The following is a 22,651-nucleotide window of genomic DNA, read 5'->3' as shown; positions in this document are numbered from 1 at the left end:
AACGCCTGGTACGCCGACGCCTGGGGCGGCCCGACCCCGGCCGGCGCCTGGGCCACCCCCGTTTCCGGCGCGGCGGTCAGCCGACCTCGCGGGTCTCCCCGGGCTGCGCGGGCGGCGGGACGGCCAGCAGCTCGGCCAGCCCGGTGCGGTCCAGCAGCTGACGCAGCTGCGGGCTCACGCCGTGCAGCCGTACCGCGCCGGCGCCCGCCCGGTGGATGACCACGAGGGCGCTGAGGCCGGAGGAGTCGCAGAGCGCCACGCCGGCGAAGTCGAGCAGCAGCTCCTGGTAGCCGTCGCGGCGCAGCTCGGCGGCGGCGACGACGAGCTCCGGCGCGGTGTCGAAGTCCAGCTCGCCGGTCAGCCGGAGCCGGACCCGTCCGCCGTCGAGCTGGTCCACCTCGATGGTCAACAGCTGCGCGGGCATACGGCCATGTTCCCAGCTCGGGCCGGTGCGGGAAACCCCGGGGTGCTCAGGCAAAGGCCGACGAGCCCGTGACGGGCCGCTCCGACCGGCCGTCCGGCTGCGGCCGGGCCAGCAGGCCGGTGACCCCGGTCATGTCGAGGATGGTCGACAGGAAGCGGGGCGGCTCACGGAGCTGGATCGCGGTGCCCACCTGCTGACCCTCCCGCCAGGCGTGCACGATCACCGACAGGCCGGTGCTGTCGATGAAGAGCAGGTCGCGGAAGTCCAGCACGAGCGTCCCGGGTTTCCCGGCCAGCAGCCGGTCGACCTCGGCGCGCAGCGGGGCGGCCGTGGTGAACGCCAGGTCACCGCCGACCCTGATGGCCGGGGCCGCGGGGTCCGACCGGTCCACGGAGATGCTCAGCGGCGTCGCCTCGGGCCTTCTCCGTTGGGATGCCACCATCACGCCTTTCCGCGGCTGCCGGTCGGGCCGGGTCGTTCCGGATCGTAACAACCCCGGAACCGGTCCGCCGGGTGGCGCGACCGCAGGCCGGAGCACGGGCGGTGGAGTGGCGATCCCGGCACACCGGCGTAGGGTGGGGCGAAGAGATTTGACCACAGGCGCCGTTTGCGGTCGACCGCGGGTATCGACAAGGAGTGGGGCGAAAAAGGAGTGGGGCTCAGCTGGTGACTGCTGCCGACGTCAGGGGTGCCGACCCGGGCGACGGACGGATCTCCACGCCGAGTGCCAGACGGGCTGCGGCGTGGTCCGCCGCCGTGCCGGCCCTGCCGCCCCTGGCCCCCGACCGCGGTCCGGCCACCCCCGACTGGTCGGAGGTGGTGGAGCACTTCCGCGAGGGCCTCATCGTCTGCGGCGCCGACGGGGTGGTGCGGCACGTCAGCCCGGTCGCCGAGCGGCTGGTCCCCGAGGTGGCGCCCGGCGAGGTGCTCGCCGCGGCCGGCGTTCCCGCGCTGCTCTCCGACGACCCGGGCGAGTTCACCCATCACGGCCGGCGGCTCCGGCTGCGGCGGGTTCCGCTCTCCGCGGGCCGCCGCTGCTGGTACGTCGAGGACGTCACCGAGAGCGTCAGTCGCGCCGACGCCCTGCTCGCCGAGCGGGCCCGCTCGGCGTTCCTCGCCGTGGTGGGCGAGAAGCTCGGCAACCCTCTGCATCCCGACCGGGCCGCCGCCGCGGTGGTCCGGCTGGCCGTGCCGACCGTGGCCGACGTCGCGGTGCTGGTGCTGGCCCCGCGTTCCGGCCGGGTCCGCTGGTGGCGCGCGGTCCGCGCCGACGACGAGGGTCCCGCCGTGGACAGCGGCGTGCTCGCGACCACGGCGCTGCCGGCCGCGATCGAGGAGGGCCTCGGCGGTGCCGAGCCGCACGCCCTGGACTGGCTGGTCGAGCAGGCCGTCGCGGCCGGCTGGCTGCCCGGTCTCGACGCGGCGGGCGCCACCGCGCGGGTGGTGCCGCTGCCGGGCCGGGAGACCCCGGCCGGGGTGCTGGTGGTCGCCCGCCGGGCCGGCCGCTGGTACGACGAGGCGGACCTCGACCTGGTCCGCGCCTTCGCGGCCCGGGCCGGCGCCGCGCTGACCACCGCCGTGCTCTACCGCGACCAGGCCGAGGTCGCGGACACCCTCCAGGCGAGCCTGCTGCCCGTCGAGCCGGCACCGGCCACCGGCGTGCAGTGGGGCACCGCCTACCGGCCGGCGCAGGCCGGGCTGCGGATCGGCGGCGACTTCTACGGCTCCCACCGGCTCGTCGACGGCGGCTCGGTCTTCTTCCTCGGCGACGTCTCGGGCAAGGGCGTCGAGGCGGCCGTGTTCACCGGCCAGCTCCGCCAGTGCCTGCACGCGCTGCACCGGGTCGAGTCGCAGCCGGCACGGCTGCTGAAGCTGCTCAACGACGCGCTGCTGGAGACCACCCAGGCGCACGGCCAGGGCCGGTTCGCCACCATGGTGCTGGGCGTGGTGCGCCCGCACCGCGACGGCAGCCTCACCCTGACCCTGGCCGGCGGCGGCCACCTCCCGCCGCTGGTGCTGCGGGCCTCCGGCGAGGTCGAGGTGGTCCCGCTGAGCGGGATGCTGATCGGCGTGGTGCCCGACCCCCGGATCGGCGAGGTGACCGTGCACCTCGCGCCGGGCGAGACCTGCCTGCTCTACAGCGACGGGGTGACCGAGGCGCGGGGCGGCCGGCGGGGCGACGAGCAGTTCGGTGCCGAGCGGCTGTTCCACGCGTTGACCGGCTGCCACCGGATGCCGGCCCCGGCGCTGGCCGAGCGGGTCGAGCAGGTGACCTGTGACTGGCTCGGCCACGGCGACCACGACGACATCGCCGTGCTCGCGTTGCGGGCGACCGGTCCGGGCGGCCGCCCCGGCCGCCACCTGCACGCGGTGCCCGGCCCGACCGGCGCCGACCGACCGAGGGAGACCGACGGGTGACCGCGACGACCACGGAGGCCGACCCGGCCCGCGCCTTCCCCGGCTATCTGGAGTGCCTGGCGGAGGCCGACGAGCACGCCGCCGTCGAGGTGGCGCTCGGGCTGCTGGAGTCCGGCGTGCCGGCCGAGCGGGTGCTGCTGGACCTGGTCGCCCCGGCGCAGACCGAGGTGGGGGAGCGGTGGGCGCGCGACGAGTGGAGCGTGGCCCAGGAGCACGCCGCCACCCACATCAGCGAGCGGGTGGTGGCCGCCGTCGCCGCGTACGCCGCTCCCCGTCCGACCCGCGGCCGGGTCGTGGTGGCCTGCATGGACGGCGAGTGGCACGCGCTGCCGGCCCGCCTGGTGGCCGAGGTGCTGCGGCTGCGCGGCTGGCAGATCACCTTCCTGGGAGCCAGCGTGCCCGCCGCGCACCTGGTGTCGTACCTGCACCGCTACGACGCCGACGCGGTGGCTCTGGCCTGCGCGCTGCCGATGCGGCTGCCGCACGCGCACCGGATGATCGAGGCGTGCCGCCGCTCGGACGTGCCGGTGGTGGTGGGCGGGCGCGGCTTCGGCGGCGACGGCCGCTGGGCCCGGGTGCTCGGCGTGCCCTGGGCGCCGGACGCGCCGGCCGCGGCCGACCTGGTCGCCGACGAGCGAACGCTGCGCGCGGTGCCGCCGGCCCGGCTCGACCACCTTGCCGACGACGAGTACGCGAGCCTGGCCAAGCGGCGCGGTGAGCTGATCGACAGCGCCCTGGCCGACCTGCGGGAGCGGGTGCCGGGGGTACGCGACTACACCCCGGCGCAGCTCGACTCGACCGTCAGCGACCTCGGCTACATCGTCGACTTCCTCGCCGCCGCCCTCTACGTCGACGACGAGACGCTCTTCACCGAGTTCGTCGAGTGGTTGGTGGCGATCCTCGTCAGCCGGCGGGTCCCGGCGAGCGCGGTCGGGCTCACCCTCGACCACTATGGACAGCGGCTGCGCGACTTCCCCCGGGCCGCGCGGTTTCTCGACCGGGCCCGGGTGCTGGTCGGCGGGCTCTCCGCCGCCTCCGGCCGGTGACGGCCGGGGTGCGGGCATCGCCGGGAGGCCTGCGTATACTTGCTGCACTGCAAGGGCCGGCCTGCGGTGGGAGCGAGAGGGGCCACGGTGACCTTCACCGTCGCGTACGCCCGGCGGGACGGCGGCCCGGCCCGCCTCCGGCTCGCGGGTGAGCTCGATCTGAGCACCGCGCCGGAGCTCAGCGCCGCCATCGACCGGCTGGCCGCCGAGGGGCACCGCGAGCTGCTGCTGGACCTCACCGAGCTGACCTTCTGCGACTCGACCGGCATCGCCGCGTTCGTCCGGGGCGACAACGTCGCCGCCGCCGCGGGCGGCTGGTTGCGGGTCACCGGAGCGACCGGGCGGGTGGCCCGGGTGCTCCAGGTGACCGGGCTGGCCGACGTGCTGCACTACGAGCCGGGGGCGGCCGACCCGGCCACGCCGGCCGCCTCCTGATCGGATAGATTTCCCCGCCAGCGGTCGGCCTCCCCGTCGACGCTCCACCTTCGAGACGAAGCAGGTAGTTCCCATGGGCCATGGCACCCCGAGCCCCGTTCGTATCCTGGTGGTGGACGACGACCCGGGTGACGTCCTGATGATCGAGGAGGCGCTCGAGGACTCGGACGTCGAGAAGGTCATCGACGTGGTGAACGACGGCCAGGAGGCGATGGAGTTCCTCCGCCGCGAGGGTCGGCACACCGAGGCCCGGCGGCCCGACGTCATCCTGCTGGACCTGAACATGCCGCGGATGGACGGGCGCCAGGTGCTGGGCGAGGTCAAGCGGGACGAGGACCTGCGCACCATCCCGATCGTCGTGCTGACCACCTCCAACGCCGACACCGACATCCTCGGCAGCTACACCCTCCAGGCCAACGCGTACGTGACGAAGCCGATCGACCTGGACGACTTCAACGACGTGGTGCGCCGCATCGACGAGTTCTTCGGCCGGGTGGTCGTGCTTCCCAAGCACGCCTGAGGTCCTTCGTCCGGGCGTCCGGATGCTGAACATTTTGCGGGAACCGCCGCGGGCGTGGCCGTCCGCCGCCCAGGATCGTCAGGTGGGGAAGTGACACCAGCTGCCTGGGGGGCGACACGCATGAGGTTCTCCGTGGTTCAGAGCGGATACGACCAGCGGCAGGTGGACTCCTGCCTGGACGAGCTGGGAATCCGGTTGGTCCGGCTCGCCGCCCGCGCGGAGAGCGCCGCCGGCGCCGGCCGCGAGTGGGACCAGATCCGGGAGGACGCGAGCCACCTCTGCGACTTCCTCCGCCGCCGGACCGCCGTGGTGGACGGCGAGGCGGCCACCGGGACGGCCGCCGAGCGGGAGGCCGCCGCGCTGCTGACCCAGGCCCGCGGCGAGCTGGAGGCGGCCCGCGAGGAGGCTCGCCAGGTGCGCGAGCAGGCCTACGCCGAGGCGGTCCGGGCCCGCCGGGACTTCGAGGCGGCGCTGCTGGCCCGCCGCCGGCGCGAGGCCCGTGTCGACGAGATCCTGGCCGGGGCGCGCGGCGACACGGTGCCCCCGGACACGCCCACCGCGGCCGCGGGGGTGCCGACCGGTGGTGCCGCCGAGCGCAACGCCGCCTGACCGGCCGCTCAGGTCAGCGCCGCCACCACCGTGGTGGCCCGCTGCTCGTGCTTCGCGTAGGCATCGGGGAAGGCGGAGACCTGCACCGCCTGGGCCGCCGCGGTGAGGCTCAGCTCCGTCCAGCCGGGCACCTCCTTCAGCGCGGTGAAGAAGGCCCGGGCCGCGTACGCCGGCCGCATGATCTCGGCGACGGTGCCCCAGCCGCTGCTGGGCCGCTGCTGGAACAGTCCGACCGAGTCGTGGTCGGAGCCGCTGCCCTGGTGCGGGTAGTCGAACGATTCGGGGAGCACGTCGCTGGCCAGGTTGTAGAGGTTGCTCTCCTGCATGGCGGTGGCGACGGCCACCACCAGCGCCCGGCGCGGCATCCTCATGCTCAGGCCCACGTCGACGATCGCCTTGGCGTTGTCCATCTGCCGCTGGTCGAGCCCGGCGACGGGCCGGGGGTGCTTGGGCCGGACCGGCTTCCTGGGCGCCTTCTTCGTGGGCGTGGGGCTGGGCGTGGCGACCGGGATCGGGGTGACCGGCACGGCGACCGGCGGGGCGGCGCGCTCGAAGTCCCGGGAGGCCCGCTGCTCGCTGGCCGCGGCGGCCCGGTCGGCGAGCGCCTCGGGGACCGGCTCGTGCCGCTGCCCGGTCTCCCGCGCGCCGACCACGCCGATCAGGCCGAGGCAGCAGGTCACGCCGGTGGCGACGGCGACCCGGGCGGGGGTGGACCGGACCGGTCCGCGCCGCGCCGGCTCCGGGGCCCGGTGCCGGCCGATCCTCCGTTCGGCTGATGCCGGGTCGATCGTACGGCGAACCGGTGGCTTCTCGGTCGGCTGCTGCTCGATGGGGGAGTCGGGATGCACCCGCCGAGGCTAGAAAGCTTCCCGGCGCTTGCCATCGGGGTGGTTGGTGGCATGCGCCACAGTTTGCCATGATCCGCCCGCACATTACGCTCGGTGGACCACCAATTCGATCTTCCTCGCCTTTCGCATTTTCCGTTCATGTCGTAAATACCGGCGCGAAACGCCTGCATGATCATCTTTTCGGCGGTTCCGCCCGGCCTCCTCCGTTCGGCCGAGGGGCCGCCCGTCACCTGGGGATCCTGCCGTCGGCCGGAGAGGCCAGGCGGCCGGCCACGGGACGTACCCGGATCGCCGCCACCGGAGGTCCGGCGGCTCGATACGATGCGGACGGTGACGGAGCAGATGGTCGATGAGCGGGCCGCCGGAGAACCCGCCGGCCGCCAGGGCCGGCGGGGGCTGATCGTCAGCCTGTGCGCCGTCCTGCTCGCCCTGCTGCTCGTCGGCCACCGCGCGGTGCCCAACGTGCACGGCCTGGGCAGCCTGGTGGACAGCGCCACACCGCTGCTCGGGCTCGGCGTACCCCTGCTCGCGCTCGCGGCGCTGCTGCGCCGGTCCCGTCCGGCCCTGCTCGTGGTCCTGCTGCCGGCGCTGGTCTGGGCGGCGCTCTACGGCGGCGCCTGGCTGCCGCCGGCCTCCGGGGCGGGCGCCACCTCACTCCGGGTGGCCAGCCAGAACCTGCGCTCCGGCAACCCCGACCCGGCCGCCACGCTCGACGCCCTCACGGACGCCGGCCCGGACCTGATCGGGCTCCAGGAGGTCGACGACGGTGACCGGGTCGCCGCCGCGCTGGGCGGGCGCTACCCGCACCGGGCCGCGGTCTCCACCGTCGCCCTGTGGAGCCGCTGGCCCATCCGCGAGGCGCACGGCGTGGACACCGGCCTCGGGTGGGAGCGCGCGCTGCGGGCCGTGGTGGCCGCCCCGCAGGGCGACCTGGCGGTGTACGTGGTCCACCTCGGGTCGGCCCGGGCCGGGCACACCGCCACCCGCGACGAGACCCTCGCCGCCCTCGCCGCGACCGTCCGGGCCGACGACGCGCCGCGGCTGGTGGTGCTCGGGGACCTGAACACCGCCACCACCGACCGGGTCTTCGTGCCGCTCACCCGCCTGCTGCGCGACGCCCAGGCCGACGCCGGGCAGGGCTTCGGCTTCACCTGGCCGGCGGACCTCCCGGTGACCCGCCCGGACCACGTCCTCTACCGGGGACTCACCCCCACCGCGGCCGGGGTGGTCCACACCCCGGACAGCGACCACCGGGCGGTGACCGCCGGCTTCCGCTGGTGAAGCCGTCAGTGCCGGCCGTTCTCCGCCGGGGTGACGGTGAGCCGGTGCCGGCTGTTGTCGCCGCTGGAGAACGGCCAGAGCCGGTCCGCGTGCGCGACCAGGTCGGCCAGCTGGTCCCGGGTGAGGCCCGCCGAGGAGATCTCGGCGTGCACGTCGGCCCGGTACCGGCCGTCGTCGTCACGGCCCAGCTTCGCGGCCGCGGTCACCTCGACGGTGTGCGCCTCGTCGGTGATCTCGCCGGCCGCCTCCACGGCGGCATGGTGCAGGCAGGAGGCGAACGCGGCGGCCAGGAGCTGCTCGGGCGTCAGACCGGTGCAGTGCGGCGCCAACGGGGACGCCAGGGCGGAGGAGAGACCGCCGTCGTCGGTGCGTACGTGACCGCCCGCGGCGGTCGCCGTGGCCGTCTCGGCCAGCCAGGAACTCGGATCCGGCATCGCGTTCCTCCCGTCACTCACCCGCCCGGCTACCCGGCCCCAGCCCGGCGAAACCGCGCCTGAGCAGGCCGTGCGTCAGCGGGCGCGGCCGGTCGGCTGCGCGTCGACGGCGATCGCCTCGGTGGCCTCGCTGGCCGCCCGGTCGGTCCACGCCGACACCGCCGCGCGCCGCTGGCGGGGCGGCGCCGCGAGCATCGGCACGTAGACCCGGGCGTCCACCACCTCGGCGAGCAGCAGCGCGGCCATCAGGCTGGTCGGCCGGTCGGTCGGGTCGGTGGCGAGGCAGCGCCGGCACAGGTCGGCCGCCTCGGCCGGCAACCCGTCGATGTCGGGCAGCGGCTCGGTCAGCCGGCGCCGGCCGTCGGAGCGGAGCAACTGGGTGGTGCTGTCGGCGGCGTACGGGAGGCGGCCGGTCAGGCAGTAGTAGAGCAGGACGCCCAGGGCGTACATGTCGGCGGCGGGGGTGGCCGGCTGCCGGTCGAGCTGCTCCGGCGCCAGGTACGCCGGGGTGCCGACCACGATCCCGTCCGGGGTGTGGTCGGGTGCGCCGGCCGGGGTGGCGATGCCGAAGTCGAGCACCTTGACCCCGGCCGGGGTGAGGATCACGTTCGCCGGCTTCACGTCCCGGTGCACGATGCCGTGGGCGTGCGCGGCGGCCAGCGCGGCGCTCACCTCGGCGCAGACGCGCACCGCGATCCGCCAGTCCAGCGGGCCGGCGCGCAGGTGGGCGGCGAGTGTCTCCCCCTCGGCCAGCTCCATCACGATGTACGGCACGGCGCGCCCGTCCGGCAGGGCGGCGGTGCCGAAGTCGTGCACGCTTGCCACGTTCGGGTGCACCAGCCGGGCCGCCGAGCGGGCCTCGCCGCGGATCCGCTCCACCGAGGTGGCCTCGCCGTCCAGCCCCGGCGAGATCAGCTTCACCGCGACGGTCCGGTCCAGCACGAGGTCGTGCGCCCGCCACACCTCGGACATCCCGCCGATGCCGACGCGCCGTTCGAGCTCGTACCGCCCGCCCAGCGTCCTCATCGACCACTCCTCGCCCTCGTCCGGTCCCTCCGGTTTCCGCTACCCGGGCCGCGAGCTGGGCAAACCGCCGGGGCTCCCACCCCGCGGCGGGGTAGCTTCGCGGACGGGGGGACTGTGCCGGCGGTGATACGGAGGGTGAGCGGTGGCTCTGGTGCGCGTACGGTTCGTCGGCGGACCCGCCGACGACCTGGTCCGGGACCTGCCCGCGGAGCCGGACGGGGCGCCGCCGCGGCGGTGGATCGTGCGCCACCCCGACCGGCCGCCCGGCGGCGAGGCGGACCACCTCTACGAGCGCGACCACCACCACGACGGCGGGGGCGGCTGGACCATGCGGTACGTGCGCACCAACCCGTTCGGCGCCACGGAGTGAGCCCGGTCAGGCCGCCCGCGCGCCGGTGGTGCCGAGGATGACCGAGGCGACCAGCTCCGGGTCGTCGTGCATCGGCACGTGCCCGCAGCCGGTCAGGTCCAGGTGCCGGGCCGCCGGCAGCCGGGTCCGGGCCAGCGCGGCCTGCCGGTGGGGCAGGATCCGGTCCCGGGTGCCCCAGGCGACGGTCACCGGCACGGTGGGCGCGCCGGCGAACGCGTAGCCCCGGCCGGCTCGCGCCACGGCGCGGAAGGCCCGCGCCTCGCGCAGTGCCCGGGCGTCGGCCAGCGCCTCGGCCAGCGCCATCCGGTGGGGCCGGGCCAGGATCATGCCCAGCGCGAGGGTACGCAGCGCCGGCGCGGCGAACAGCGACCGCAGCACCGGCTCGGGCAGCCGTGCGGCGTTGCGGTGCAGGGTCAGCACGGTGAGCGCCCAGCGCAGCTCGCGCGGGGTGCAGAAGCCGGCGGGGGAGAGGGCGGTGGCCGAGGAGACCGCGCCGGCGGCGGCCAGCTCCAGGGCGATGGCCCCGCCGAGGCTGTTGCCCGCCACGTGCGGGCGGTCCAGCCCGAGCGCGGCGAACAGCTCGACGATCCCGGCCACCAGCCCGGGCATGTCGGCGGGCAGGCCGGCGGCGGGCACCGGCGAGCGGCCGAACCCGGGCAGGTCGACGGCGATCACGTCGTGCGCCTCGGCGAGCCGGTCCAGCACCGGCGACCAGGCGGCCCAGTGGTGACCGATGCCGTGCAGCAGCACCAGCGGCGCCCCGGCCCCGCGCCGCTCGAAGACCACCTCCGCCGCACTCACGGCCGTGCCTTCTCCGTTCGCGACCGCGGGGCTCGCAGAACCGGCTCACTCCTCGCGCTCACCGGTGTGCCTCCGGCGTGCTGGCCCCGAAGCTCCGGCCCAGCGCCCGGGCCTGCTCCTCGATCAGCGGGACCAGGTCCTTCGCGGTCCGCCCGACCAGCCGGTCGGCGAGCGGGCCGACCAGCACCGACCGGACCGCCTGCACGGCCCCGACGGCACGCGGCACGTAGACCCGGCGGCTGCGGCGCTCGATCGCCCGGACGAACGCGGCGGCGCACTCCGGCACGGTGGTGGTCCGTCGCATCGGCCAGGGCAGCTTCGCCAGCGCCGTCTCGAACGCCGGCAGGTCGGCCCGGGCCTCGCGGACCAGGTCGGTGTCCACCCAGGACGGGTGTGCCGTGCCGACGGCCACCCCGCGGTGCGCCAGCTCCAGCCGGATCGCCGTGCCGAAGTGCTCGACGCCGGCCTTCGAGGCGCAGTAGGCGGCCATCCCGGGCAGCGCCGCGAACGCGGCGGCGGAGGAGACGATCAGCAGGTAGCCCCGGCGGGCGGTGAGCGCCGGCACCGTCGCCGCCGCCGTCCGCATCACCCCGATCAGGTTCACCTCGACCGTGCGGACCAGCGCCTCCACGTCGCCGACGGCGATGGTGCCCCGGTTGGCCACCCCGGCGTTCGCCACCACCGCGTCGATGCCGCCCAGCGCCGTGACCGTGCCGTCGACCGCGGCGGTCAGTGCGGCCTGGTCGGTGACGTCGGCGGGGAACCACACGTGGCCGGGGCCCAGCTCAGCGGCGAGCGCGGCGAGGCGGTCGGGCTCCAGCCCGACCAGGGCCAGCCGCGCACCCCGGGCGGCGGCGAGCCGGGCGGTGTGCTCGCCGATGCCCCGGGCCGCCCCGGTCACCAGCACCACCTTGCCGGCCAGCCGGCCGGCGGGACGACCGTCGATGGACATGTCGGCAAGTTACCACCGGGTAGCGGGCTGGGGAAGGGCCGTCCGGCGCGTCCGCGGCCAGGCCCGGACGCCCTGTCCGGCCAGCCATTCCGGGCCGTCGGCGCCACGGGCCAGCGCGGCCACCGCCAGCATCGCGGCGCGTGCGGCGTCGGGCGCGGCCACCGTCACCGCGACCCACGGCGAGTCCGGCGCGGCGCCGGTGCGGGGATCGCGTACCCCGCCGCCGTCGGGTCGGAGCACGTCGGCGGTGACCAGCGCGCCGCCGTCGAGGGTGGCCGGCCCGGGCGCGACCCGCCAGCCGCCCGCCGGCGCCGGGCCCGCGGCGGCCACCCGCGACCCGACCGCGACCAGCACCCCGGTCCCGTGCCGGGCCGCCACCTCCTCGGCGCACCGCTGCACCAGGTACGCGCCGGCCGTCGCGCCCAGGTCCAGCCAGAGCGGCGGCGGCACCGCCAGCAGGTCGCCGCGCAGCGACACCGACCGCCAGTCCCCGCCCCGGTCCACCCGGCCCCAGGCCGAACCGCAGGCCGGCAGCGGGGTCACCGACCGGCGCAGCCGGGCCGCGCCCACCGTCGGGTCCACCAGCCCGCCGGTCCCCTCCGCGGCACCCAGCGACACCGCCACGAGTTCCCGCAGCAGCGGGCCGACCGGCATCGGCCGGCCCGCGGCCCGGTGCGCCCGGGACAGTTCCAGGTCGACCGCGCGCAGCCCGGCCAGCCGGCGGGCCACCGCGCGCCGCGCCGCCGGCAGCGCCGTACGGTCGGACACCGCCACCCGGACCGCCCTGCGACGACTCCACCAGCGGACCTCGAAGAACCCGTCCACGCTCATGCGGTGAGCGTGCCCGGCGCGGCTGGAACGCAGGTGGGCCGCGCCTGTGGTCCGGCTGTGCGTCCGGCCGGGCCGCGTGGATCCCGGCGGCCGGCCCGCACAGCTGGTACACAGGATCGGGACAGGCCCGGCACAGCGGGTGCGCCCACGATGGGGGGCATGGTCATGAACGGGCAGGCCGCGCAGGGCCGGATCGAGCTGCGCCGACCGGACGGCGAACCGGTGCGGGTGCTGGTGGTGGACGACGAGCCGACGCTCACCGACCTGCTCTCGATGGCGCTGCGCTACGAGGGCTGGGAGGTGACCACCGCCGGCAACGGGATGGCGGCGATCAGCGCGGCCCGGCAGGTCAAGCCCGACGCCGTGGTGCTCGACGTCATGCTCCCGGACCTGGACGGCTTCCAGGTGCTGCGCCGGCTGCGCGAGCAGGCGCCCACCGTGCCGGTGCTCTTCCTGACCGCCCGCGACGCGGTGGAGGAGCGGATCGCCGGCCTCACCGTCGGCGGCGACGACTACGTCACCAAGCCGTTCAGCCTCGAAGAGGTGATCGCCCGGCTGCGCGCCCTGCTGCGCCGCTCCGGGTTCGCCGTCGCCGCCCGCGAGGAGGCCGTGCTCACGGTCGGCGACCTCCGCCTCGACGAGGACAGCCACGAGGTACGCCGCGGCGACGACCTGATCAACCTCACGGCCACGGAGTTCGAGCTGCTGCGCTACCTGATGCGCAACCCGCGCCGGGTGCTGAGCAAGGCGCAGATCCTCGACCGGGTCTGGAACTACGACTTCGGCGGCCAGGCCAACGTGGTCGAGCTGTACATCTCGTACCTGCGCAAGAAGATCGACGCGGGCCGGGAGCCCATGATCCACACGCTGCGCGGGGCGGGGTATGTCCTCAAGCCCGCGGAGTGACCGGGGCGGGCGGCTGCGGCGGCGACTGGCCGGCTGGTCGCTGCGCCGCCGCCTGGTGCTCTCCGTGGTGGCGCTGCTCGCCCTGGTCAGCATCGGCACCGGCGGGCTGACCACGATCGCCCTGCGGCACTTCCTGGTCGGCCAGGTGGACAACCAGCTCACCATTGCCGACCGGCGCGGCGGAGACGGGCCGCCGTGGTCACGTCCGCCCGGTGACCCGCGTCGGACGGACCCGTGCGACCTGTCGACACTGGAGCCGCCGCGCGGCTTCCCGCCCGGCTCGATCGCCCTGCGGACCGCCTGCGGAGCCACCACCGCCACAACCCGGGCCGAGTCCGGGGAGGCCGAGACCGTTCCGGCCGCCGACATCGCCGCCCTCGCCGCGCTACCGCTCGACGGGCAGCCCCGCACCGTCGAGGTCGGCGGACGGGGTGACTATCGCGCGGTGGCCCATCGGTCGCCGAACGGCGAGGTGGCGGCCGTCGCCATTCCGCTCGCCGGGGTCCAGGACACGGTCATGTGGGTGCTGGTCGCCCAGGCCGGGCTGGTCGCCGCCGGGCTGATCGTCGCCGGCGGCCTCGGCGCGCTGATCGTCCGGGCCGCGCTGCGCCCGCTGAACCGGGTCGCCGCCACCGCCGCCCGGGTCACCGAGCTGCCGCTGGACCGGGGCGAGGTGGCCCTGTCGGTGCGGGTGCCGGAGGCGGACACCGATCCGCGTACCGAGGTCGGGCAGGTGGGCGGCGCGCTCAACCGGATGCTCGGCCACGTCGCCGCCGCGCTCGCCGCCCGGCAGGCCAGCGAGACACGGGTACGCCAGTTCGTCGCCGACGCCAGCCACGAGCTGCGTACCCCCCTCGCCGCCATCCGCGGCTACGCCGAGGTGGCCCGGCGCGGCCGGGACGAGGTGCCCCCGGACGTGGCGCACGCGCTGCGCCGGGTCGAGTCGGAGAGCACCCGGATGACCAGCCTCGTCGACGACCTGCTGCTGCTCGCCCGGATCGACTCCGGCCGGCCGCTCGCGGCCGAGCCGGTCGACCTCACCGCCATGGTGGTCAACGCGGTCAGCGACGCGCACGTGGCCGGCCCCGAGCACCGCTGGCAGCTCGACCTGCCCGACGAGCCGGTGGGCGTCACCGGCGACGCCCACCGGCTGCACCAGGTGCTGGCGAACCTGCTCGCCAACGCCCGGGTGCACACCCCGCCCGGCACCACGGTGACCACCCGGCTCGCGCCGGTGGCCGGCGGCGTGGAGCTGAGCGTCACCGACGACGGCCCCGGCATCCCCGAGGAGCTGCAGCCGGAGGTCTTCGAGCGGTTCGCCCGCGGTGACAGTTCCCGCTCCCGGGCGCACGGCAGCACGGGCCTCGGCCTGGCCATCGTGGCCGCCGTGGTGGAGGCCCACCACGGCGCGGTCGAGGTGGCGAGCCGTCCCGGCCGGACCGTCTTCACGGTGCGGCTGCCGGAACCCACAGCCGACGCATAGGCCGCGCACGGGGGCGGGCCAGCGGGCCGCCCCAGGCTTGCCGGCATGGACAGAACAGAGAGCCTGCTGACCGCGCCCACGGCCGGGTCGCCCGCGACCGACCCGGCCCCCGCGCCCGCCCCGGAACCGGTCCGGATCCCGGCGCAGCCGCCGGCCGGGCCGCCCCGCCGCGACCCGCGCTGGACCCGACCGGCCCTGCTCGGCCTGCTGCTGGCCACCGGGCTGCTCTACCTGTGGGGCCTGGGCGCCTCGGGCTGGGGCAACGCGTTCTACTCGGCGGCCGTGCAGGCCGGCTCGGAGAGCTGGAAGGCGTTCTTCTACGGCTCCTCGGACGCGGCCAACTCGATCACGGTCGACAAGACCCCGGCCTCGCTGTGGCTGATGGCCCTCTCGGTCCGCCTCTTCGGGCTGAGCAGCTGGTCGATCCTGGTGCCGCAGGCGCTGCTCGGCGTGGCCTCGGTCGGCGTCCTGTACGCGGCCGTGCGCCGCTGGTACGGCCCCGTCGCCGGCCTGCTCGCCGGCGCGGTGCTCGCGGTCACCCCGGTGGCCACGCTGATGTTCCGGTTCAACAACCCCGACGCCCTGCTGGTGTTCCTGCTGGTCACCGCCGCGTACGCGACCGTGCGCGCGGTCGAGACGGCGAGCACCCGGTGGATCACGCTGACCGGCGCGCTGGTCGGCCTCGGCTTCCTCACCAAGATGCTCCAGGCGTTCCTGGTGATCCCGGTCTTCGCCGGGGTCTACCTGCTGGCCGCGCCGACCGGATTCTGGCGACGGATCCGCCAGCTGCTGCTGGCCGGGCTGGCCGTGGTGGTCGCCGCCGGCTGGTGGGTGGCGATCGTGGAGCTGGTCCCCGCGAGCGCCCGCCCGTACATCGGCGGCTCGCAGCACAACAGCATCCTGGAGCTGACCCTCGGCTACAACGGCCTGGGTCGGATCACCGGCGACGAGGAGGGCAGCGTCGGCGGCGCCGGCCGGATGGGCGGCGGGGGCGGGGGCCCGTTCTCCGGACAGTCCGGCCTGCTGCGGATGTTCGACACCGAGGTCGGCGGTCAGATCTCGTGGCTGCTGCCGGCCGCGCTGATCCTCCTGGTCGCCGGGCTGTGGCTGGCCGGGCGGGCGGCACGTACCGACCGGACCCGCGCCGGGCTGCTGCTCTGGGGTGGCTGGCTGCTGGTCACCGGGCTGATCTTCAGCTTCATGTCCGGGATCTTCCACGCGTACTACACGGTGGCCCTGGCCCCGGCGGTCGGCGCGCTGGTCGGCATCGGGGCGACCCTGCTCTGGCGGGCCCGCACCGCCGTACCGGCTCCGCCGGTCGCGCAGTCGTCGCAGGTGACCGCTCCCGCTGCCGGTGGCGCGTCGAGCGCCCCGGCGGGTGGGCCGTTCGCTCGGGGCCGGCGGCGCGGGTTCGCCGCGACCGTGCTCCTGGCCGGCGCGCTGGCGGTGACCGCCTGGTGGTCGTGGCACCTGCTCGGCCGCAGCGCCGACTGGTACCCGTGGCTGCGCACGGCCGTGCTGGTGGTCGGCCTGGCCGCCGCCGCGCTACTGGTCCTCGCCGAGCGGCTGCCCCGGTGGATGGGCCCGGGGCTGCTGGCGCTCGGCGCGGCGGCCGCGCTCGCCGGCCCGGTGGCCTACTCGCTCCAGACGGCGGCGACCGCGCACACCGGCTCGATCCCCAGCGCCGGCCCGCTCGCGCAGGGCGGCTTCGGCCCCGGCGGCCGCGGTGGGTTCCCGGGCGGCGGCCGGATGCCGGGCGGCACGCAGTTCCCGGGCGGCCAGGTCCCCGGCTTCCCGGACGGCCAGAACGCCGGCCCCGCGCCGAACGGCGGCACCGGCCTCCCCGGCGGCCTGAACGGCACCGGCCAGAACGGGACCACCGGGCAGAACGGTGGTGCCGGGCCGGTTCCCGGCGACCGCCGGTCGGCGGGCGGCGGCATGGGCGGGCTGCTCGACGCCCGCGAGCCGAGCGCCGAGCTGAAGGCGCTGCTGGCGGCCGACGCGGACGACTACACCTGGGTCGCCGCGACGGTCGGCTCGAACAACGCCTCCGGCTACCAGCTCGCCACCCGGAAGCCGGTGATGCCGATCGGCGGCTTCAACGGCAGCGACCCGTCCCCGACCCTCGCCCAGTTCCAGCGGTACGTCGCCGACGGGAGGATCCACTACTTCATCGGCGGCGGCGGGTTCCGGGCGAACGGGGGCAGCAACGCCTCCGCCGAGATCGCCGCCTGGGTGGCCGACACCTTCACGGCGCGGACCGTCGACGGCGTGACCGTGTACGACCTGAGCAGCGGAGAGCAGGGCTGAGCGATGACCTTCACGAGCGAACCCCGGGCCGCGGTGCAGGCCATGTCCACGACGTCCACGGCGGTGCTGGACGTGGTGGTGCCCGTCCACAACGAGGAGGTCGACCTCGGCCCCTGCGTCCGGCGGCTGCACGCGCACCTCACCGCCCACTTCCCGTACCCGTTCCGGATAACCGTGGCGGACAACGCCAGCGTGGACGGCACGCTCGCGGTGGCGGAGGCGCTCGCCGCCGAGCTGCCCGAGGTGGGGGTGCTGCACCTGGACGCCAAGGGGCGGGGCCGGGCGCTGCGGGCCGCCTGGTCGGCCTCCCCGGCGCCGGTGCTGGCGTACATGGACGTGGACCTCTCCACCGACCTGGCGGCGCTGCTGCCGCTGGTCGCCCCGCTCATCTCGGGCCACTCGGACCTGGCCATCGGCACCCGGCTGGCGCGGACCAGCCGGGTGGTCCGGGGCGCCAAGCGAGAGGTGATCTCGCGCGGCTACAACCTGCTGCTGCGCGGCACCCTCGCGGCGCGTTTCTCGGACGCGCAGTGCGGGTTCAAGGCGATCCGCGCCGACGTGGCGGCCGGGCTGCTGCCGCTGGTGCAGGACACCGGCTGGTTCTTCGACACCGAGCTGCTGGTCCTGGCCCAGCGGGCCGGCCTGCGGATCCACGAGGTGCCGGTGGACTGGGTCGACGACCCGGACAGTCGGGTGGACATCGTGGCGACCGCCCTGGCCGACCTGCGTGGCATCGGGCGGTTGGGACGGGCGCTGGTCACCGGGGCGCTGCCCCTGGCCGACCTTCGGGCGCAGCTCGGCCGGGCGCCGCTGCCCGGCCCACCGGCCCAGGTGCCGGCCGGGCTGCCGCGACAGCTCGCCCGGTTCGCCGGGGTCGGGGTGGCCAGCACGCTCGCGTACCTGGTGCTGTTCCTGCTGGCCCGTGGCCCGCTCGGGGCGCAACCGGCGAACCTGCTGGCCCTGCTGGTCACCGCCGTGGCCAACACGGCCGCCAACCGGCGGCTCACCTTCGGCGTCACCGGCCGCCGGCACGCCGGCCGGCACCACCTCCAGGGCCTGTTCGCCTTCGCCCTCGGCCTGGCCCTGACCAGCGGATCCCTGGCGGTCCTGCACGCCACCGCCGGCACCCCGCCCCGCGCCCTGGAGCTGACCGTCCTGGTCGCCGCCAACCTCGCGGCGACCGCCCTCCGCTTCACCCTGCTCCGCCTCGCCATGCACCACCGCCCCTGACCGCCCGCCGGAGGTCTTGGCGAGTTTCCGTCCGTGGGGAACGCAAACCCGCCAAGATCCGGAGCGGGAGCCGGGCCGCGCCGTGGCAGGGTGGGGGGATGTACCGGGAGGAGCCGGCGTCGGGGATTCCGGGCGCCGTGCGGTGGGCGAGCGTCTCGCGCGGCGAGGCGCCCGTGCGGGTGCTGCCGGACGGGTGCCTGGACCTGCTCTGGTCCAGCCGGGCCGGCCTGCTGGTCGCCGGGCCCGACCGGACCGCGCACCTCTCGCTGAGCGTGCCGGGGGAGCGGTGGGTCGGTCTGCGGCTGCCGCCGGGCACCGGGCCGGCCGTGTTCGGGGTGCCCGCCGACGAGCTGCGGGACCTGCGGGTGCCCCTCGCCGACCTGTGGGGACGGACCGCCGCCGAGCTGGCCGACCGCATCGCCGCGGCCGACGCGCGCAGACGGCCCGTCGCCACCGTGCTGGAGGAGGTCGCGCTGCGCCGGCTGCGGGCGGTCGGTGGCCCGGACCCGATCGGGGCGCGGGTCGTCGCCCGGCTCGCGGCCGGCGCGACCGTCGCCGCGACCGCCGCCGAGGTCGGCCTGGGCGCGCGGGCCCTGCACCGGCGCAGCCAGCTCCTCTTCGGGTACGGCCCGAAGACCCTCGCCCGGATCCTCCGGATGCGCCGCGCGCTCGACCTGGCCCACGCCGGCGCGCCGCTCGCCGAGGTCGCCGCCCTCGCCGGGTACGCCGACCAGGCCCACCTCACGCGCGAGGTGAAGGAGCTGGCCGGCGTTCCACCGACCCGCCTGCTGCCGCCCGCCGGCGTCTGACGCCCGCCACCCGGGCCGCACGCCCGTCGCCCGCGCAGCGTGCGGACAGGCCGACGACGAGGGCACGGGGACCCAGCGGTGCTCCCGGCCGGGCTGCTCGCCGGTGCCGTTCGAGCTGACGTCGGGAACGACTCGTCAGTCGGACTTGAGCGGGGCGAACAGGTCCACGCCGTTGCCGTCCGGGTCGTGCAGGACGGCGTACCGCTGGCCCCAGAAGGCGTCCCACGGCGGCCGGTGGCCGTGGTACCCGGCGGCGGTGAGTTCGCCGTACCAGCGGTCCACCTCGGCCGGGTCGGCGCAGCGGAAGGCCAGGTTCGCGCGCGGGTCGCCGGTCGTCGGCGTGAAGTCGGGGTCGAAGCTGCGGATCGTCTCGACCGTGTCCCAGGCCAGCCGGACGCCGTTGTCGAGGGTGATCTCCACGTGCGGCTCGCGTTCCGCGCCGGGCGGGACCGGCAGGCCGAGCCGGCGGTAGAAGTCCAGGGTGCGTCCCATGTCGGTGACGGCCATCCCGATGAGATCGAACTGCGGTGTCATGCCGCCACGGTAGGGGCCGGTGAGCCGGATCGTCTTGAACGGATCGGACGGGGGACGTGTGGCCGGTGTGGCCCGCACGGCCGGAAACCGAGTTGTACGGTGTGGGACAAGTCCGGCTTAGAGCGGTAAAGCGCTCATATCGGGCCGGACTCCGATGACTGGCGAGGGAAGGGAGCTGGCCGTGACGCACCTGGCCTACCTGGACGCGGGATCCGGCAGCCTGATCGTGCAGGCGGTGGTCGGCGGGGTGGCCGGCGTGGCGGTGGCCGCCAAGCTCTACTGGCGACGGCTGGTGGCCCGGTTCCGCCGGCAGCCCACCGACCAGGGCTGACCGGCGTGGCGCTTCCCGACACCGGCCTGCGCGCCGAGCCCGGCTCCTTCCGTGACCCCGGCAACCGGGTCTTCCACCGCGGCGGCGAGGTGCTGCGCGGGCTGGACGAGCGGTCCGCGCGCGACTGGCGGGCCCTGGCCGCCAGCGACTTCTTCCGCGACCTGCTCGCCACCGGTCAGGTCTGCGGCACCCAGGAGCTGTTCCCCGCCCCGGTCGACGTGCCCTGGGCCGCGGTGCTGCGCCACGAGCGGATCCCGTTCGTCTCGCACCCCTACGAGTGGTCGTACGGGATGCTCCGGGACGCCGCCCTGTTGCACCTGGAGGTGCTGCGCGCCGCGCTGGCCGCGGGCTTCACCACCAAGGACGGCTCCGCCTACAACGTGCAGTGGCGGGGCGCCCGGCCGGTCTTCATCGACGTCGGCTCATTTGAGGCGGCCCGCGACGGCGAGCCCTGGGCCGGTTACCGGCAGTTCTGTCAGACCCTGCTCTATCCGCTGCTGGTCCAGGCCCACCTCGGGCTGGACTTCCAGCCCTTCCTGCGGGCCCGGATCGACGGCATCGAGCCGGACCAGATGCGCCGGCTCTTCGGCGGGGCGCGGCGCTGGCGGGCCGGGGTGCCGACCCACGTCCACCTGCACGGCGCGATGCAGGACCGCAACGCCGAGGCCAGCACCAGCACCGTGCGGGCCCAGCTCCGGGCCGCCGGCTACTCGCGCGAGCTGGCCCTGGCCACCGTCCGCGGGCTGGCGAAGCTGGTCCGCCGGCTGGACCACCGCCCGGGGGAGAGCCACTGGTCGGACTACCAGCGCACCTGCGCCTACTCGGTGCCGGACCGACAGGCCAAGGAGTGGTTCGTCGACCGGGCGGTGGCCGCCACCGGGCCGGGCCGGGTGCTCGACCTGGGCGCCAACGACGGCCGCTATGCCCGGATCGCCGCCCGGCACGCCGACCACGTGGTCGCCGTCGAGCAGGACCCGTCAGTGGTCGACGCCCTCTACCGCGCGCTGCGCGACGAGGGGGAGGGGCGGATCCTGCCGCTGGTGATGGACCTGGCCGACCCGTCGCCGGGCGGCGGCTGGCGGGGCGTCGAGCGGGCCGCCTTCGCCGACCGGGCCCGGGCCGACGTGGTGCTCGCCCTGGCCGTGGTCCACCACCTGGCGATCGGCCGGAACGTGCCGCTGCCCGAGGTGCTGGACCAGTTGACCGCGCTGACCGTGACCGGCGGCAGCCTGGTGGTCGAGTTCGTCCACCCGGACGACCCGATGGCCCGCCGGCTGCTGGCCAACAAGCCGGACGGGCTCTTCCCGGACTACCGCCGGGAGGCGTTCGAGTCGCTGCTCGCGGCGCGCGGTCGGGTGGTCGCCCGCACCGGACTGCCGTCCGGCACCCGCACGCTCTACCAGGTGGTGGTGGGTGGCTGAGGGCACGCTCGCGCCTCCGCAGGCGCCGCCGGCGAGCCCTGCCCGGCCCCGGGACGGGGGCGGCTGGCGCGCCGAGGCGGGCCGGTTGCTGGAGGTGGTCGCGCTGGTCGGCCTGGTCGTCACCCAACCGCTGTTGGACGTGCTCGGCCGCAGCCCCGACTTCTTCCTGTTCCACCGCGCCTCGCGGGCCGACGTGCTGCTCCTGGTGGCCCTGATCGCGATCGCGCCGACCGTGCCGTTCGCCCTGTTCGGCGCGGTCGGCCTGGTCCTCGGGCGGCTCGCCCGGGCGGCCGTGCACACGCTGGTCGTGGGCCTGCTGCTGGCCGCGCTCGCGGTGCAGGTCGGCCGGCACGTCACGCCGCTGCGGGGCGTACCCCTGCTGCTCGTGGCGGGGGTGGCGGGTGCCGCCGCGGCGGCCGCCCACCGGCGGTGGCGGGCACCGGGCCGGGTGCTGCGGGTGGCCGCGGTCGGCCCGCTGGTCTTCGTCGGCCTGTTCGTCTTCGCCTCGCCGGCCTCGGCCGTGGTGCTGCCCCGGGGGCACGGCGGCGCGGCAGGTGTGGCCGGCGCGGGCGCCCACCCGCCGGTGGTCATGATCGTCCTGGACGAGCTGCCGCTGGTCTCGCTGCTCGGCCCGGACGGCAGGATCGACGCCGGCCGGTATCCGCACTTCGCCGAGCTGGCCGCCGGCTCGACCTGGTACCGCAACGCCACCGGGGTCAGCGGCTGGACCCCCTACGCGCTGCCCGCCATGCTCACCGGGCGCTACCCGGCCCAGCCGTTCGCACCGCACTACTCGCAGTACCCGGACAACCTGTTCACCGCCCTCGGCGGCCTCTACGAGATCAGGGCCGAGGAGAGCATCACCCGGCTCTGCCCGCCCAGCCGGTGCGAGCAGCCGGTCAGCCCGGAGCAGGGGCTCGGCGTCCTGGTCCGGGAGAGCGGCAAGCTGCTGCGCCAGATCGCCGCCCCGGTGGACAGCCGGATCGACCCGGAGGACTCCTACCGGGAGCAGACCCGGGCCGAGGCGGGGCTGGACGCGGCCGAGCCGGTGCCGGACGACCCGAAGTTCCGGTGGGACACCCTCGACGACAACCAGCCGGCCCGGTTCACCGCCTTCCTCGCCGGGCTGCGCCCCGCCGCCCGGCCCACCCTGCACTTCCTGCACCTGCTCATGCCGCACTCGCCGTGGGCGTACCTGCCGTCCGGGGCGCACTACGCCGCCCCGGAGGACCTGCCCAACGACGGGGCCGGGTGGGTGGACGTGGCGCGGGCCCGGCACCTCGCCCAGCTCGGCTACACCGACCGGCTGATCGGCGAGACGCTGCGTACCCTGCGGGCCACCGGCCTCTACGACAAGGCGCTGGTCCTGGTCACCGCTGACCACGGGGTGAGCTTCCGCAAGGACTGGCAGGGCCGGGGGCTGGACGCGATCACGCACGCGGCCGACCAGGTGGCCTGGGTGCCGATGTTCGTCAAGGAACCCGGCCAGCGGGCCGGCCGGGTCGACGACCGGAACTGGGAGCATGTGGACCTGCTGCCGACGATCGCCGACGAGACGCACATGCGGGTTCCCTGGCGGATGGACGGCCGCTCGACGAGGCAGTCCCCGCGCGATCCGGCCGACAAGCACTT

24 protein-coding genes are annotated in these 22,651 nt (G+C 76.0%); 15 read left to right on the top strand and 9 right to left on the bottom strand.

Features of this window, described 5'->3' with window-relative positions:
• Positions 1-76 precede the first annotated feature (76 nt).
• Positions 77-424 carry an STAS domain-containing protein gene (locus ACW0Q9_RS16000; RefSeq protein ID WP_456182048.1) on the bottom strand — a complete coding sequence of 116 codons (348 nt, stop codon included), beginning with the start codon at positions 422-424 and terminating at the stop codon, positions 77-79.
• Between the two features lie 46 nt (positions 425-470).
• A complete protein-coding gene (locus ACW0Q9_RS15995; protein WP_456182046.1) occupies positions 471-866 on the bottom strand; it encodes an STAS domain-containing protein in 396 nt (131 codons plus the stop codon).
• Between the two features lie 224 nt (positions 867-1,090).
• Between ACW0Q9_RS15995 and ACW0Q9_RS15990 the strand changes: the two genes are divergently transcribed.
• The 5 genes from ACW0Q9_RS15990 (at position 1,091) to ACW0Q9_RS15970 (ending at position 5,452) form a co-directional block, all read left to right on the top strand.
• Positions 1,091-2,842 carry a PP2C family protein-serine/threonine phosphatase gene (locus ACW0Q9_RS15990; protein WP_456182044.1) on the top strand — a complete coding sequence of 584 codons (1,752 nt, stop codon included), beginning with the start codon at positions 1,091-1,093 and terminating at the stop codon, positions 2,840-2,842.
• Positions 2,839-3,888 (top strand): cobalamin B12-binding domain-containing protein, encoded by a 1,050-nt coding sequence (locus tag ACW0Q9_RS15985; protein ID WP_456182042.1) that lies wholly within the window; start codon positions 2,839-2,841, stop codon positions 3,886-3,888. The genes ACW0Q9_RS15990 and ACW0Q9_RS15985 overlap by 4 nt, the downstream gene beginning before the upstream one ends.
• An 87-nt stretch (positions 3,889-3,975) precedes the next feature.
• The gene (locus tag ACW0Q9_RS15980; protein ID WP_456182040.1) at positions 3,976-4,323 is read left to right on the top strand and encodes an STAS domain-containing protein; all 348 of its coding nucleotides are present in this window, start codon (positions 3,976-3,978) and stop codon (positions 4,321-4,323) included.
• A gap of 73 nt (positions 4,324-4,396) precedes the next feature.
• Positions 4,397-4,843, top strand: coding sequence for a response regulator (locus ACW0Q9_RS15975; RefSeq protein ID WP_456182038.1), 447 nt, complete (start codon positions 4,397-4,399; stop codon positions 4,841-4,843).
• Between the two features lie 120 nt (positions 4,844-4,963).
• Positions 4,964-5,452, top strand: a complete 489-nt coding sequence (locus ACW0Q9_RS15970) for an ATPase (RefSeq protein WP_456182036.1) — start codon at positions 4,964-4,966, stop codon at positions 5,450-5,452.
• 8 nt (positions 5,453-5,460) lie between these two features.
• Here the strand turns inward: ACW0Q9_RS15970 and ACW0Q9_RS15965 are convergent, their stop codons facing one another.
• A complete protein-coding gene (locus tag ACW0Q9_RS15965) occupies positions 5,461-6,300 on the bottom strand; it encodes a hypothetical protein (protein WP_456182034.1) in 840 nt (279 codons plus the stop codon).
• A 330-nt stretch (positions 6,301-6,630) separates the two neighbouring features.
• Between ACW0Q9_RS15965 and ACW0Q9_RS15960 the strand changes: the two genes are divergently transcribed.
• Entirely contained in the window at positions 6,631-7,581 is a 951-nt protein-coding gene (locus ACW0Q9_RS15960) for an endonuclease/exonuclease/phosphatase family protein (protein WP_456182032.1), read from the top strand.
• Between the two features lie 5 nt (positions 7,582-7,586).
• Here ACW0Q9_RS15960 and ACW0Q9_RS15955 read toward each other — a convergent pair whose 3' ends face one another.
• A complete protein-coding gene (locus tag ACW0Q9_RS15955; protein WP_091266193.1) occupies positions 7,587-8,015 on the bottom strand; it encodes an OsmC family protein in 429 nt (142 codons plus the stop codon).
• Between the two features lie 75 nt (positions 8,016-8,090).
• Positions 8,091-9,041, bottom strand: coding sequence for a serine/threonine-protein kinase (locus tag ACW0Q9_RS15950; protein WP_456182029.1), 951 nt, complete (start codon positions 9,039-9,041; stop codon positions 8,091-8,093).
• Positions 9,042-9,192: 151 nt separating this feature from the next.
• On the opposite strand from ACW0Q9_RS15950, the gene ACW0Q9_RS15945 reads away from it, so the two are divergent.
• Positions 9,193-9,411, top strand: a complete 219-nt coding sequence (locus tag ACW0Q9_RS15945; RefSeq protein ID WP_456182027.1) for a hypothetical protein — start codon at positions 9,193-9,195, stop codon at positions 9,409-9,411.
• Positions 9,412-9,417: 6 nt separating this feature from the next.
• Here the strand turns inward: ACW0Q9_RS15945 and ACW0Q9_RS15940 are convergent, their stop codons facing one another.
• Genes ACW0Q9_RS15940 through ACW0Q9_RS15930 form a run of 3 tightly spaced genes read right to left on the bottom strand, consistent with a single transcriptional unit; the run spans position 9,418 to position 11,995 of the window.
• Entirely contained in the window at positions 9,418-10,212 is a 795-nt protein-coding gene (locus ACW0Q9_RS15940; protein ID WP_456182025.1) for an alpha/beta fold hydrolase, read from the bottom strand.
• A 58-nt stretch (positions 10,213-10,270) separates the two neighbouring features.
• The gene (locus tag ACW0Q9_RS15935; protein ID WP_456182023.1) at positions 10,271-11,164 is read right to left on the bottom strand and encodes an SDR family oxidoreductase; all 894 of its coding nucleotides are present in this window, start codon (positions 11,162-11,164) and stop codon (positions 10,271-10,273) included.
• A gap of 9 nt (positions 11,165-11,173) precedes the next feature.
• Positions 11,174-11,995, bottom strand: a complete 822-nt coding sequence (locus tag ACW0Q9_RS15930) for an FAD:protein FMN transferase (protein WP_456182021.1) — start codon at positions 11,993-11,995, stop codon at positions 11,174-11,176.
• Positions 11,996-12,160: 165 nt separating this feature from the next.
• On the opposite strand from ACW0Q9_RS15930, the gene ACW0Q9_RS15925 reads away from it, so the two are divergent.
• The 5 genes from ACW0Q9_RS15925 to ACW0Q9_RS15905 all read left to right on the top strand — a co-directional run bounded on the left by ACW0Q9_RS15925 (position 12,161) and on the right by ACW0Q9_RS15905 (position 18,733).
• Entirely contained in the window at positions 12,161-12,901 is a 741-nt protein-coding gene (locus ACW0Q9_RS15925) for a response regulator transcription factor (RefSeq protein ID WP_456182050.1), read from the top strand.
• A complete protein-coding gene (locus tag ACW0Q9_RS15920) occupies positions 12,879-14,384 on the top strand; it encodes a sensor histidine kinase (RefSeq protein ID WP_456182019.1) in 1,506 nt (501 codons plus the stop codon). Before ACW0Q9_RS15925 ends, ACW0Q9_RS15920 begins: the two co-directional genes overlap by 23 nt.
• 45 nt (positions 14,385-14,429) lie before the next feature.
• On the top strand, positions 14,430-16,694 hold the full coding sequence (locus ACW0Q9_RS15915; RefSeq protein ID WP_456182017.1) for an ArnT family glycosyltransferase: 2,265 nt from the start codon (positions 14,430-14,432) through the stop codon (positions 16,692-16,694).
• A 3-nt stretch (positions 16,695-16,697) separates the two neighbouring features.
• The gene (locus tag ACW0Q9_RS15910) at positions 16,698-17,924 is read left to right on the top strand and encodes a glycosyltransferase (RefSeq protein WP_456182015.1); all 1,227 of its coding nucleotides are present in this window, start codon (positions 16,698-16,700) and stop codon (positions 17,922-17,924) included.
• Between the two features lie 98 nt (positions 17,925-18,022).
• A complete protein-coding gene (locus ACW0Q9_RS15905) occupies positions 18,023-18,733 on the top strand; it encodes a helix-turn-helix domain-containing protein (RefSeq protein ID WP_456182013.1) in 711 nt (236 codons plus the stop codon).
• 135 nt (positions 18,734-18,868) lie between these two features.
• On the opposite strand, the gene ACW0Q9_RS15900 is transcribed toward ACW0Q9_RS15905, so the two are convergent.
• Complete coding sequence (locus ACW0Q9_RS15900; RefSeq protein WP_456182011.1) at positions 18,869-19,267, bottom strand: VOC family protein; 399 nt, start codon at positions 19,265-19,267, stop codon at positions 18,869-18,871.
• Positions 19,268-19,448: 181 nt separating this feature from the next.
• On the opposite strand from ACW0Q9_RS15900, the gene ACW0Q9_RS15895 reads away from it, so the two are divergent.
• The 3 genes from ACW0Q9_RS15895 to ACW0Q9_RS15885 all read left to right on the top strand — a co-directional run.
• Positions 19,449-19,598, top strand: a complete 150-nt coding sequence (locus tag ACW0Q9_RS15895) for a hypothetical protein (RefSeq protein WP_167364301.1) — start codon at positions 19,449-19,451, stop codon at positions 19,596-19,598.
• Between the two features lie 5 nt (positions 19,599-19,603).
• A complete protein-coding gene (locus ACW0Q9_RS15890) occupies positions 19,604-21,019 on the top strand; it encodes a class I SAM-dependent methyltransferase (RefSeq protein ID WP_456182008.1) in 1,416 nt (471 codons plus the stop codon).
• The coding region (locus ACW0Q9_RS15885) for a sulfatase-like hydrolase/transferase (RefSeq protein ID WP_456182007.1) at positions 21,012-22,651 on the top strand (1,640 nt) is incomplete at its 3' end. The genes ACW0Q9_RS15890 and ACW0Q9_RS15885, both read left to right, overlap by 8 nt.

The organism is Micromonospora sp. I033 (assembly GCF_053890995.1).
Note: the sequence above shows the minus strand (reverse complement) of the source record. Positions and strands in the feature narration are given on the sequence as shown.